Here is a 13,069-nt window from a genome sequence, read left to right as displayed (position 1 = left end):
AATGGATGATATTGTTAACTTAGTACCGTCATGGATGTTTATGGCGATTGTTGCCGTATGTTTTCTGTTTATTATCGGTATTATTTTCGCGCGACTTTATCGTCGGGCATCTGCCGAGCAGGCATTTGTTCGTACCGGGTTAGGCGGGCAAAAAGTGGTAATGAGCGGCGGCGCAATCGTAATGCCGATCTTCCACGAAATCATTCCTATCAATATGAATACGCTCAAGCTGGAAGTCAGCCGTTCTACTATTGATAGCCTGATTACGAAAGATCGTATGCGTGTTGATGTTGTAGTGGCTTTCTTTGTACGGGTAAAACCGTCAGTAGAAGGCATCGCCACTGCGGCCCAGACGTTGGGGCAACGCACGCTATCACCAGAAGATTTACGTATGCTGGTCGAGGATAAATTCGTCGATGCCCTACGCGCCACCGCTGCGCAAATGACCATGCATGAGTTACAGGATACCCGCGAGAACTTCGTGCAGGGTGTACAAAATACCGTGGCAGAAGACTTGTCGAAAAACGGACTGGAACTGGAAAGTGTTTCACTCACCAACTTTAACCAGACTTCGAAAGAGCATTTTAACCCGAACAACGCTTTTGACGCCGAAGGTTTGACCAAACTAACCCAGGAGACGGAACGCCGTCGTCGCGAGCGTAACGAAGTTGAACAGGATGTAGAAGTTGCGGTGCGAGAGAAAAATCGAGACGCTCTTTCGCGGAAACTGGAGATTGAACAGCAAGAAGCGTTTATGACGCTTGAGCAGGAGCAGCAGGTTAAAACCCGTACCGCTGAGCAGAATGCGAAAATTGCGGCTTTTGAAGCTGAACGTCGTCGTGAAGCAGAGCAGACGCGAATTCTGGCTGAACGACAGATTCAGGAAACGGAAATCGACCGCGAACAGGCCGTCCGCTCAAGAAAGGTTGAGGCTGAACGTGAAGTTCGCATTAAAGAGATCGAACAGCAGCAGGTCACCGAAATCGCCAACCAGACGAAATCAATCGCCATTGCGGCAAAATCAGAGCAACAATCCCAAGCAGAAGCGCGTGCCAACCTCGCACTTGCAGAAGCGGTAAGTGCGCAACAAAACGTAGAAACCACTCGCCAGACAGCCGAAGCCGATCGTGCCAAGCAGGTGGCGCTGATTGCCGCAGCGCAAGACGCAGAAACCAAAGCGGTCGAACTGACCGTCCGAGCAAAAGCAGAGAAAGAAGCCGCAGAGATGCAGGCGGCAGCGATCGTTGAGTTAGCCGAAGCTACGCGTAAAAAAGGTCTGGCGGAAGCAGAAGCGCAACGTGCGCTGAACGATGCAATCAACGTACTTTCTGATGAACAAACCAGCCTTAAATTCAAACTGGCGCTATTACAGTCGTTACCTGCGGTAATAGAGAAATCCGTTGAACCGATGAAGTCTATCGACGGCATCAAGATTATTCAGGTCGATGGATTGAACCGTGGTGGCGCTGCGGGGGATGTGGCATCAGGCAGCGTTGGTGGCGGAAATCTGGCGGAACAGGCATTGTCTGCCGCCCTTTCTTACCGCACACAGGCACCGCTGATTGACTCCTTGCTCAATGAAATTGGCGTTTCAGGCGGCTCGCTGGCGGCATTGACTTCACCCTTAACCTCAACAACTCCCGTCGCAGAAAACGTAGAATAAATATTCATCTATGAATATCCCTGGCCCAAAAAGCCGGGGATTTTTTATATCTGCATTCCGCTAAAAAGTGTAAATGATCAGGTTGTTACAGCGTTTTGCGAGTCGACTCGGGGAAGAGAAAACTGCATCAGAGAAAGCGTTGCGTGGGGTCAGGCGCTAATCAACAATCGGGGAGCCAGCAAGGGGCTGAAACGGGAAAGCCCCTCCCGAGGAAGGGGCCTTACAGAAGGAAAGGGTTATGATGAAGCTTGTCATCATACTGATTGTGTTGTTACTCGTAAGTTTCGCAGCTTATTAACAGCCAATCAGAGGGGGGAGAAATCCTCCCTCACCCTTATTCCTTTACTCTAGGTTGAAAAAACAACAGCGTCAATAGGTCTACCTGCCACGAAGCGAGATCTGTGAACCGCTTTCCGGTTAGCCTTTTTTATCCTGTTGGATCTTCTTGATGATGTTGGTCGTCGAACAACCGTCTTCAAAGTTGAGCACCAGCACTTCGCCGCCGTTGGCCCAGACTTCTTTACTCCCGGCAATCTCTTCCGGTTTATAGTCGCCACCTTTCACCAGCAGATCTGGCAGGATGCCTGCAATCAGGCGCTGCGGCGTGTCCTCTTCAAACGACACCACCCAGTCGACCGCTTCCAGTGCGCCCAGCACAATCATACGCTGTTCGAGCGGGTTAACCGGGCGAGAATCCCCTTTCAGGCGTTTGGTGGAGGCATCGCTGTTCACGGCGACAATCAAGCGGTCACCCAGCTTGCGGGCATTTGCCAGATAAGAGACATGCCCGGCGTGGAGAATGTCGAAGACGCCGTTGGTCATCACTACTTTTTCGCCACGTTTACGCGCCGCCGCTACAGCCAGCTTCAGCTCATCTTCGGTCATCACGCCAAAACCGGTATCTGCACGTCCACGTACTGCGTTTTCCAGCTCGATCGGCGAAACCGTGGATGTCCCCAGTTTGCCGACCACCACACCAGCCGCCGCATTGGCAAAGAAGCAGGCTTCTTCCAGCGAATTACCCGCTGCCAGCGTTGCCGCAAGCACGCCAATCACCGTGTCGCCTGCACCGGTAACGTCATAGACTTCTTGCGCCTGAGTTGGCATATGTAGCGGCTCTTTACCCGGTTGCAGCAGCGTCATCCCTTGCTCGGAACGGGTTACCAGCAGCGCAGAGAGTTCGTAGTCGGCAATCAGTTTCAAGCCGCGTTCAACAATCTCTTCTTCGGTTTTACATTTACCAACAACAGCTTCAAATTCCGAGAGATTAGGCGTTAACAGCGTAGCGCCGCGGTAGCGTTCAAAATCGGTGCCTTTTGGATCAATCAGCACCGGAACGCCCGCTTTACGCGCCAGTTGGATCATCTGCTGTACGCTTGCCAACGCACCTTTCGCATAGTCAGAAAGCACCAGCGCGCCAATCGTACCGAGAGCCTGATTAATCCGCTCATGCAGCGGCTGCGGATCAACACCTTCGAAACCTTCTTCGAAATCCAGGCGGATCAACTGTTGGTTACGAGAAAGCACCCGCAGTTTGGTGATGGTCGGATGCGTCGGCACAGAAACGAAGTCGCATTTTACGTTCACGTCGGCCAGCGATTTACTGAGCGCGCGCGCCGCATCATCAATACCTGTCAGCCCCACCAGGCGTGCGTTTGCACCGAGAGAAGCGATGTTCATCGCCACGTTGGCCGCGCCGCCCGGACGTTCTTCGATGGTATTCACTTTAACCACGGGTACTGGCGCTTCCGGCGAGATACGGCTGGTGGGACCGTACCAGTAACGATCCAGCATTACATCACCAACCACCATCACTCCTGCACGTTCAAACTCTGGCAGCGTTACTTTCATTCCTGTCTCCTGAGAGATTCAAAATTTGCGCGCGATAATACCATATTTCATTCCTCCACCAGCCACTTCTGCCAGCTTGCCCGCACCAGTTCACGCTCTGCGGTAAAGTAATCCTCCGGCACATGGCCCGGCAACTCTTGTAATGCCAGATGATGAAGTTCATCGCGCAGCGTAGTGTAAGCACGGCTCAGCGCCATCGCTTCCTGCTCTTCCATAATGTCGTTTTGCGCCAACAGTTCCAGAATGCGCACGTTGTCTGACCAGCGCGTTAACTTCGGTTTTTCATGGGCGTAGCGCAACACCAGATATTGGGTAATAAATTCGATATCGGTAATTCCGCCTTCATCGGCTTTGATATCAAAGCGATCGCGATGTTTATTGCCGAGATGGGCGCGCATTTTCTCGCGCATTTCCCGCACTTCTGTCTGTAAGGTTTTGCCCTCACGCGGCAGCGTCATAATCTCCCGGCGTACTGCGTCAAATTGAGCGGTCAATTGTGGATCACCATATACCACGCGAGCACGTACCAGCGCCTGATGTTCCCACGTCCAGGCCTCGTTTCTCTGATAATCGGCAAACGCTTCTGCGGAAGTCACCAGCATTCCCGCCGCCCCGGACGGGCGTAGCCGTGCATCCACTTCGTACAAAATACCGGAAGACGTGCGCGTGCTGAACAAGTGCATAATGCGTTGCGCCAGACGCAGGTAAAACTGCCGCCCGTCGATTTCCCGCTCGCCGTCCGTCATTACATCCATCGGGCAATCATGGAGGAAGATCAGGTCAAGATCAGAACTATATCCCAGCTCCCAACCGCCCAACTTGCCGTAGCCAACCACCGCAAAGCCGCGACCTTCGCGTTCGTTCAGGTGGGTCGGTTTTCCGTAACGGGCGACCATTTGAACCCACGCCTGCTGAACGACGGCATCTATCATGGCTTCCGCCAACCAGGTTAAGTGATCGCTCACTTTCATTACTGGCAGCGTACCGGCAATATCCGCTGCGGCGATGCGTAACAGTTGCGCCTGTTTAAACTGACGCAGCGCCTCAAGTTGTTGTTCTTCGTCATCTTCTGGCACGCGCAGTAAATACTGGCGCAATTCGTCACGATAGGCATCCGTCGCTGTCGGCTGGTAGAGGGTGTTCGGATCGAGCAGTTCATCCAGCAATAATGGATAACGCGCCAGTTGACTGGCAATCATCGGCGATGCAGCACACAGAGAAATCAAATGCTTAAGCGCCGCGGGGAATTCACTGAGCAATTCTAAATAGGTGGTGCGGGTAACAATCCCCACCAGCAAGGCGGTAATGCGCGACAGCGTGACAGCAGCGTCTTCACGCGCGCATACGTCACTTAACAAATGCGGCATGAGATGGTCGAGCACCTGACGTCCGCGCGGCCCAATAGTGCGCTTATCCAGCTCTTTGCGGAAATCGGCAATCAGCGTCAGCACCTGTTTGCGATCATCTTCTCTAAGATGCGCCAGCACTGGCGTGGTGTCATCTTCCTGCAATGCATCCTGCCACAGCTCACGCCACTGCTCCGATAGAGTCTCTTCCAGGGTTTCGCTTTCGTCGTCACCAATCAGATCGTTAAATACCCGACGCACATTAGCCATATGTCCGCCCAGCGCTCCGGTCAGTTGCTGCCAGTCAGCAAAGTCCATCGCCCACGCCAGCCGCGCACGGTTAAGCTCATCAGAAGGAAGCGTCTGGGTTTGTTCGTCATTAATGCTTTGCAGCAGGTTTTCCAGACGCCGCAGGAACAGATACGCCACTCGCAATTGTTCCGCATCGTTTTCAGAAAGCAGATGCAGCGCGGCAATGGCGCTGAGCGTTGGCAGTAAAGAGCGCGATTGCAGCGACGGTTCGCGCCCGCCGCGAATGAGCTGGAACACCTGGACGATAAATTCAATTTCGCGAATGCCGCCTGCGCCGAGTTTGATGTTGTCGGTCAAACCGCGGCGACGCACTTCACGGGCAATCATTCCTTTCATGTTGCGCAGAGACTGAATCACACTGAAATCGATGTAACGACGAAAAACAAACGGGCGCAGCATCGAACGCAATTCGTTAGCATAAGCGCCGTCGCTATCGCCCATAATCCGCGCCTTGACCATCGCGTAACGCTCCCAGTCACGCCCCTGCTCCTGGTAATAATCTTCCAGCGCTGCAAAGCTCAGCACCAGCGGGCCACTTTCGCCAAACGGACGCAGCCGCATATCTACGCGATAGACAAAGCCATCTTGCGTTGGTTGATCCAGCACTTTAATCAGCCGCTGCCCCATGCGGGTAAAGAACTGAGCGTTGTCCAGTTCCCGGCGTCCGCCCTGCGTACAACCATGTTCAGGCCAGGCAAAAATCAGATCGATATCTGAGGAGAAATTCAGTTCCCCTCCACCCAGCTTACCCATGCCTAAAATCAGCAGCGGTTGCGCTTCGCCCTGCGCATTGCACGGCGTTCCCCACTCGCGGCAGCATGCGTCATACAACCAGTCACGCGCCGCGACAATCAGCGTCTCAGCGAGATGGCTGAGCTGCTGCAATATGCTCTCTTCAGTAACCAGCGCCAGCGTTTGCGCCCAGGCGATACGTACCATAATGCGCCGCCGGAACAGCCGCAGTTCACGCATTAACCCAGCCTCGTCACTCACGTTACTGAGCGCCTCCTGTAACCACTCGCCGTAATACTGCCATTCATCGGCTTGTGGCGGCTCGCTTTCCAGCTCCGTCAGCCACTCTGGATGCGCAATTACGCTATCCTGCACAAAATCACTAAAAGTAAGTACTGACTTCGCCTGTGCGCTAAGTGATTCCTCGGCTAAAGGCGCTGGCAGCCGCTCAACAACGGTCTGCCAGTACTGCTGTAACGGTGAAGAGAGCGGCTTCATAAGCGATTTTATCCTTGCCTGATTAACGTTTTCCGCTATGCAACCAGAACGGTTCCTGATTGTTTGCCTCATTACGGAAATGTTCAATTTCAATGCGTTGCCCGGTCGCAATAGCGTGACGCAGCCCCTGCCAGTTCTCCAGCCAGGCTTGCGCGACGACAGGATCGTAGTAACCCGCCAGCAACAGTATTGAGTCAATGTCACGTGTCAGGCGTGGCAACTGGTCACGGTAGCGATCGCCCAGCGGCTGGCAAAAAACGCTTTTCAGTTCAGCAGCATGGCGGGAAAGATGGATATCGGCAAAGCGTTTGAAGGAATCGCTGATTTTGCCCTGCGCTTTGGCATCTAAAAACGGCTGCCAGGCTTTGCTAACCAGCCATTCGGTCAACGCCAGTTTCGCCATTGCCGTTTCGGTAGAATAGACCGCCGTCACGGCAGAAACCGCAGAAGCAATGGTCGCCTCGCATTGAGTCAGCAGATCACGTAAGTGAGTGCTCGCTTTACGCGGCACGATACCGCCGAACAGCATCAGAGTATGGCGAACCAGGCCGATTGCTGCCAGCACCTGCTCTTTTGCCGCCTCGTTGCCGCGTATCCACAACTCTTCATGGTACTGCCATTGTGCTAACGCCAGCTCGAGCGCCGCTTCCAGCCCCTGTTCCACATCGGCTTTTGCCGCAACATGCAAAATGGTGGTGGGTTTGATTTCACGCGCGGGATTTCCCTGCGCCAGATGATAGCCACGCGCCGCCTTGCTCAGGCTGCCCTGGCGTAAACCAGTTTGCGATACCAGTTGGTTTGCCAGTTTCAGCACCGCGCGCGTTTCGCCGCGAAGTAGTTCCAGTTCCAGCTCGCAGATAGATTCAGCAAATTCTCCGGCTTTCACCTCCCCCTGATCGAGGGCGATTTCAATCCGACTGCCATCGATCTCCACCAGCCATTTTTCGCGATAAAAATCGGTGCTGAACAGCGGTTGTACGCGGGAAGCGAGATCGGCAGGTAACTCGTTGTTCGGCCAGACTTCCGTCGGCAACTGCGCCAGGTCGAGCGTCGGTTCGTTCAACGCCACGTTATATTCCGGGCGCTGGTGTAAACCGCCAGTCACTCGCCCGGCGACTTTCATCGTCATTTCATAGCGACCATTTTCGCCACGAATACGCAAGCCCATATCGTGCCCACGCAGCCAGTTATCCGGCGTTTCGTAGTAAATATTCAGCAACTGCACGGGGTCATGGTGCTCGCCGCCCAGCGTATTGAGATGGTCACGCAACGCCTCAACGGCACTGTGATTAACAATAAACTTTAATTCGATTTCCTGAGCCATGGCCTTTACTTATCCGGTTATGTCACATTAGTGACGATGAACGGCGAACTTAATGCGATCTTTTTTGTCAGTAGATAGTATTTTGCGCCAAATTGCCATGCAACGGGCAATTTGACGGGCGTAAAAGATTGAAGCTGTGGCAAGACCTGACACAGAGGATTCCGATTGATAGCGAATGCTTTGCGTAGCGACACTGATGCCACTACTATCGTTCCACTTTTCCCAGACAATAACGACAGCCTGATGCCAAAATTACGCCTGATCGGATTAACTATACTTGCACTTAGCGCCACTGCCGTCTCGCACGCCGAAGAAAAGCGCTATGTTTCTGACGAACTGAACACCTGGGTCCGCAGCGGTCCGGGGGATAATTATCGCCTCGTGGGCACAGTTAACGCGGGCGAGGAAGTAACCTTATTACAAACTGACGCCAACACCAATTATGCCCAGGTGAAAGACAGCTCCGGCCGTACCGCCTGGATCCCGTTAAAAGAACTTAATACCGAGCCAAGCCTGCGCACTCGTGTACCGGTGCTGGAAAATCAGGTCAAAACGCTGACCGATAAGCTCACCAATATTGATAACACCTGGAATCAGCGCACTGCAGAAATGCAGCAAAAAGTGGCGCAAAGTGACAGCGTGATCAACGGGTTAAAAGAAGAAAATCAGAAGCTGAAAAACGAACTGATTGTCGCACAGAAAAAGGTCGATGCCGCCAGCGTGCAGTTAGATGACAAACAGCGCACCATCATCATGCAATGGTTTATGTATGGCGGCGGTGTACTGGGTCTTGGCTTGCTGCTCGGACTGGTATTACCGCACCTGATCCCAACGCGCAAACGCAAAGATCGCTGGATGAACTAAATCGCCTTCTTCGTTGCACTGTCTTATTATTAGGAATTGTGTATTTGACGAAGGGAAGATGGCGTGAAGATTTATCTGGTCGGTGGTGCGGTACGGGATGCATTGTTAGGGCTACCGGTCAAAGACAGAGATTGGGTGGTGGTCGGCAGTACGCCACAGGAGATGCTCGACGCGGGCTACCAACAGGTAGGCCGCGATTTTCCTGTTTTTCTGCATCCGCAAACGCATGAAGAGTATGCGCTGGCACGTACCGAACGGAAATCCGGCTCCGGTTACACCGGTTTTACCTGCTATGCCGCACCGGATGTCACGCTGGAAGATGATCTTAAGCGTCGCGATCTGACCATTAATGCGCTGGCCCAGGACGATGACGGCGAGATTATCGACCCGTACAACGGTCTGGGCGATCTGCAAAATCGTCTGTTACGCCATGTTTCCCCCGCTTTTGGCGAGGATCCGCTACGCGTGCTGCGCGTGGCGCGTTTTGCTGCGCGTTATGCCCACCTCGGTTTTCGTATTGCTGATGAAACCCTGGCGCTGATGCGCGAGATGACCCACGCGGGCGAACTGGAACACCTGACGCCTGAACGGGTGTGGAAAGAGACGGAAAGCGCCCTCACCACCCGCAATCCACAAGTGTTCTTCCTAGTGCTGCGCGATTGCGGCGCACTGCGCGTTTTATTCCCGGAAATTGACGCCCTGTTCGGCGTTCCGGCCCCCGCCAAATGGCATCCGGAAATCGACACCGGGATTCATACCTTAATGACGCTCTCCATGGCGGCGATGCTAAGTCCGCAGGTCGATGTCCGTTTCGCGACGTTATGCCACGATCTCGGTAAAGGGCTGACGCCGCCAGAGCTTTGGCCTCGTCATCACGGCCACGGTCCGGCAGGTGTTAAGTTGGTGGAACAACTATGTCAGCGTCTGCGCGTGCCAAATGAAATTCGCGATTTAGCCAAACTGGTGGCTGAGTTTCACGATCTCATTCACACCTTCCCGATGCTGAACCCGAAAACCATCGTTAAATTATTTGATTCCATTGATGCCTGGCGTAAACCGCAGCGTGTTGAGCAACTGGCGCTGACCAGCGAAGCTGACGTGCGCGGCAGAACCGGTTTTGAATCGGCGGACTACCCGCAAGGCCGCTGGTTGCGCGAAGCCTGGGAAGTGGCACAGTCAGTGCCGACAAAAGCCGTCGTTGAAGCAGGATTTAAAGGTGTAGAGATTCGCGAAGAGCTGACTCGCCGCCGGATTGCAGCGGTAGCTTGCTGGAAGGAACAACGTTGCCCAAAGCCTGAGTGAGTGTTGGGCATTTTGCCGGATGCGACGTGAACGCCTTATCCGGCTACATGTCAACGACGGTTGTAGGCCTGATAAGACGCGCGAGCGTCGCATCAGGCGTTGATTGCCGGATGGGCGTGAACGCCTTATCCGGCCTACGCAATCGTGGACAATTCCAGGCATCCGACACTATTCTTCACATCAAAAGAACACGACGTACACCGCAGCCGCCACAATAAAGCGATAAATGGCGAATGGGATAAACGAAATCCGCTTAATCAATTGCAGGAAGGTTTTAATCGCTATCAGCGCCACTACGAAGGCAGTGATAAACCCAACAGCAAACATCGGGATATCGCCGGTTGTCAGGAAGCCCCAGCTTTTGTAGAGATCGAGCGCCGTTGCGCCCATCATCATCGGCACTGCCAGCAGGAACGAGAACTCAGAAGCCGCGTAACGGCTCACCCCCATCAGCATCCCACCTGAAATGGTCGCCCCGGAGCGAGAGAATCCCGGCCACAGCGCCAGACACTGGAAGCAGCCAATCATAAACGCCTGGCGATAGGTCATATCATCCAGACCCGGCGCACGCGGCTCTTTCGGCTTCAGGCATTCGGCGGCAATCAGCAACAAACCGCCGACGACCAGCGCATACATGACATTTATCGGGTTAAACAAGGATTTAATCATGTCGTGGAACAACAGCCCCAGTACCACCGCCGGAATCATCCCCAGCAAAATGTGGATCAGCGTTAAACGACCTTTGCTTTCTCCTTCGTGCTGCAACGGGCGGCCAAAGTGAATGCCAATCAGCCCAAACAGACGCCGCCAGAACATCACTACTACCGCCAGAATTGATCCTAACTGGATCACGACTTCAAAGGTTTTCGCCGTATCGCCCTCAAATCCCAACAAATGACCGACAATAATCATATGGCCCGTGCTGGATACCGGCAGAAATTCTGTCAATCCTTCGACCACACCCAATATTGCCGCTATCAGCAGCGAGTGCATATCGCTCATCAATAAACCCCTAAATTATTAAAATGTACCGCTTGTCCGAACTACTGCAGTATGACCAGGTTATAACCGTTTGGTTTAACAGCTGTAAAATTAATTATTTTCTTTCAGATTATTGCCACGCTCAATGATGACGCCGACATTCGCCGCCCGCGCCACTGCGCCTGGCTTGCTGAGTTTGATGCGAACCCACGGCGAGTTGAAGCGTGCTAACAGCAGCTCCGCCACCTCTTCCGCCACACGTTCCACCAGCGCAAAACGCGCCCCCTCGACGTGGCTGACCACCGTTTCTGCAATGTCAGCGTAACTGAGGCAATCCGCCACATCATCACTTTTCGCCGCTTTACGGTTATCCCACGCCATTTCGATATCGAACACTAACTTCTGTTCGATGGTCTGTTCCCAGTCGTAAACACCAATAGTGGTGATTACCGAAAGTTGCTCTATAAATACAATATCCATCACGTCCTGCCTGCTTTTTGGCTAACCGGATACCACTTCCGGCGAAATGTGCGTATTATCCACAGATTCATCGTTGAACACGAATTTTCAAAACGGAACAGCTTATGAGTGCAATCGCGCCTGGAATGATCCTCATCGCGTACCTCTGCGGCTCCATTTCCAGTGCCATTCTGGTTTGCCGCCTTTGTGGCTTGCCCGACCCGCGAACCAGCGGCTCCGGTAATCCTGGCGCGACCAACGTTTTACGCATGGGTGGCAAAGGGGCAGCCGTAGCAGTGCTGATCTTTGACGTTCTAAAAGGTATGTTGCCTGTCTGGGGAGCATATGAATTAGGCGTCAGCCCCTTTTGGCTGGGATTAATTGCGATTGCCGCCTGTCTTGGACACATCTGGCCCGTTTTCTTCGGTTTTAAAGGGGGAAAAGGCGTTGCCACCGCTTTTGGCGCTATTGCTCCGATCGGCTGGGATTTAACGGGCGTGATGGCGGGGACCTGGCTGCTTACCGTGCTATTGAGTGGATATTCGTCGCTGGGGGCGATTGTCAGCGCGCTGATTGCTCCGTTTTATGTCTGGTGGTTCAAGCCACAGTTCACCTTCCCGGTTTCGATGCTCTCTTGCCTGATCCTGCTGCGTCATCATGACAACATCCAGCGTCTGTGGCGTCACCAGGAGACAAAAATCTGGACGAAATTCAAAAGAAAGCGCGAAAAGGATCCCGAGTGATTTCTCGCGAGTCTACATAACCTGATAGCCTTCGTCGGGCTTGCCCAGCCGTTGCTGGCACCATGCCGCCAGAAATTCCACACAGACACGTAATTTCATGCTGCGATAGAGCGGCTCCCGGTAAACAGCCCAGATATTGGCGCTTTGCGCATACTCCGGCAATACTCGCACCAGTTTACCACTCTCCAGAAACGGCAACACATCCCACTCGGAACGCAGCATAATCCCTTTGCCCTCCAGCGCCCATTGCAGCACAATCTCGCCGCTGTTGGAGGAAAGATGCCCGCTTACCTTCACCGATTTTTTCTCCTGGCCGTTCCCCAACTCCCATATTCCGTGGGTCATGTCGCGCTCTTTGGTCACCAGACAGTCATGACGACTTAATTCCTGTAAGGATTGTGGCTGCGGATATTTTTGCAGATACTCAGATGCGGCGCATAATATTCTTTTATTTTTTGTCAAAAGATGCGCAATATAATAATCAGGAATTTCGTCATTAATACGAATATCCAGATCAATATTATCCTGCACTAAATCAATTTGCCGATCGAACAATTCAAAATGCACCTGTAATTCAGGGTAATTGCGCATCAGTTCGGTAATAGCTGGCGCAATATGGCTGCGCCCAAAACCAAAACTACAGCCAATACGAATCATCCCCTCCGGGCGCGTTTTGATTTGCGTGACGTCATCGACCAGTCGCTGATATTGGGTGAGGATTTCCAGCGCATGTTCGTAACAACGTTGGCCACCTTCAGTCAGTGCCACGCCGCGAGCGGAGCGGTTCAGCAGTGTGGTTGCCAGCGTATTTTCAAGGATTTGGATCCGCTTGGTGACAAATGCAGGCGTTTGCCCAAGCGTTGCCGCAGCGGCGCTAAAACTCCCGCTATGGACGATTTCCACCAGTACCTGCAAGTCTTTGGCTAAAGGCCAGCTATTTAGCATTGTTAAATATCCGCAGTTTTGATAAACGCAGTGTATTTCGCAAAACATT

The 13,069-nt window shown here is 53.1% G+C and carries 11 protein-coding genes; 5 read left to right on the top strand and 6 right to left on the bottom strand.

Features of this window, described 5'->3' with window-relative positions:
* The first annotated feature begins 1 nt into the window (after position 1).
* Both D9597_RS18700 and D9597_RS18695 read left to right on the top strand, forming a co-directional pair.
* A complete protein-coding gene (locus D9597_RS18700) occupies positions 2–1,663 on the top strand; it encodes a flotillin family protein (protein ID WP_130223910.1) in 1,662 nt (553 codons plus the stop codon).
* Between the two features lie 238 nt (positions 1,664–1,901).
* A complete protein-coding gene (locus D9597_RS18695; RefSeq protein ID WP_001387081.1) occupies positions 1,902–1,961 on the top strand; it encodes a type I toxin-antitoxin system Ibs family toxin in 60 nt (19 codons plus the stop codon).
* A gap of 119 nt (positions 1,962–2,080) precedes the next feature.
* Here D9597_RS18695 and hldE read toward each other — a convergent pair whose 3' ends face one another.
* From hldE to ygiF, 3 genes are read right to left on the bottom strand one after another with little or no spacing between them, the layout of a single operon-like run.
* A complete protein-coding gene (hldE, locus tag D9597_RS18690) occupies positions 2,081–3,514 on the bottom strand; it encodes a bifunctional D-glycero-beta-D-manno-heptose-7-phosphate kinase/D-glycero-beta-D-manno-heptose 1-phosphate adenylyltransferase HldE (protein ID WP_130223908.1) in 1,434 nt (477 codons plus the stop codon).
* Between the two features lie 47 nt (positions 3,515–3,561).
* Positions 3,562–6,402 (bottom strand): bifunctional [glutamate--ammonia ligase]-adenylyl-L-tyrosine phosphorylase/[glutamate--ammonia-ligase] adenylyltransferase, encoded by a 2,841-nt coding sequence (gene glnE, locus D9597_RS18685; protein ID WP_130223906.1) that lies wholly within the window; start codon positions 6,400–6,402, stop codon positions 3,562–3,564.
* 22 nt (positions 6,403–6,424) lie between these two features.
* Positions 6,425–7,726, bottom strand: coding sequence for an inorganic triphosphatase (gene ygiF, locus D9597_RS18680; protein ID WP_130223904.1), 1,302 nt, complete (start codon positions 7,724–7,726; stop codon positions 6,425–6,427).
* Positions 7,727–7,969: 243 nt separating this feature from the next.
* On the opposite strand from ygiF, the gene D9597_RS18675 reads away from it, so the two are divergent.
* Both D9597_RS18675 and cca read left to right on the top strand, forming a co-directional pair.
* A complete protein-coding gene (locus tag D9597_RS18675) occupies positions 7,970–8,590 on the top strand; it encodes a TIGR04211 family SH3 domain-containing protein (protein WP_130210468.1) in 621 nt (206 codons plus the stop codon).
* A gap of 63 nt (positions 8,591–8,653) precedes the next feature.
* A complete protein-coding gene (gene cca, locus D9597_RS18670) occupies positions 8,654–9,892 on the top strand; it encodes a fused tRNA nucleotidyltransferase/2',3'-cyclic phosphodiesterase/2' nucleotidase/phosphatase Cca (RefSeq protein WP_130223902.1) in 1,239 nt (412 codons plus the stop codon).
* A gap of 180 nt (positions 9,893–10,072) precedes the next feature.
* On the opposite strand, the gene bacA is transcribed toward cca, so the two are convergent.
* Positions 10,073–10,894: an undecaprenyl-diphosphate phosphatase gene (bacA, locus tag D9597_RS18665; protein ID WP_130210446.1), complete on the bottom strand. Its 822-nt coding sequence runs from the start codon at positions 10,892–10,894 to the stop codon at positions 10,073–10,075.
* A gap of 90 nt (positions 10,895–10,984) precedes the next feature.
* Positions 10,985–11,353: a bifunctional dihydroneopterin aldolase/7,8-dihydroneopterin epimerase gene (gene folB, locus D9597_RS18660; protein ID WP_001295541.1), complete on the bottom strand. Its 369-nt coding sequence runs from the start codon at positions 11,351–11,353 to the stop codon at positions 10,985–10,987.
* Between the two features lie 104 nt (positions 11,354–11,457).
* Here folB and plsY point away from each other — a divergent pair, with 104 nt between their 5' ends.
* The gene (gene plsY, locus D9597_RS18655; RefSeq protein WP_130210442.1) at positions 11,458–12,075 is read left to right on the top strand and encodes a glycerol-3-phosphate 1-O-acyltransferase PlsY; all 618 of its coding nucleotides are present in this window, start codon (positions 11,458–11,460) and stop codon (positions 12,073–12,075) included.
* Positions 12,076–12,087: 12 nt separating this feature from the next.
* Here the strand turns inward: plsY and ttdR are convergent, their stop codons facing one another.
* Positions 12,088–13,020, bottom strand: a complete 933-nt coding sequence (gene ttdR, locus D9597_RS18650) for an L-tartrate utilization transcriptional activator TtdR (RefSeq protein WP_130223900.1) — start codon at positions 13,018–13,020, stop codon at positions 12,088–12,090.
* Positions 13,021–13,069: the final 49 nt, after the last annotated feature.

It is taken from the genome of Escherichia sp. E13S3 (assembly GCF_004212325.1).
Lineage (GTDB): Bacteria > Pseudomonadota > Gammaproteobacteria > Enterobacterales > Enterobacteriaceae > Escherichia.
The sequence above is the reverse complement of the archived record's forward strand: the minus strand, read 5'-3'. Positions and strand labels throughout refer to the sequence as shown.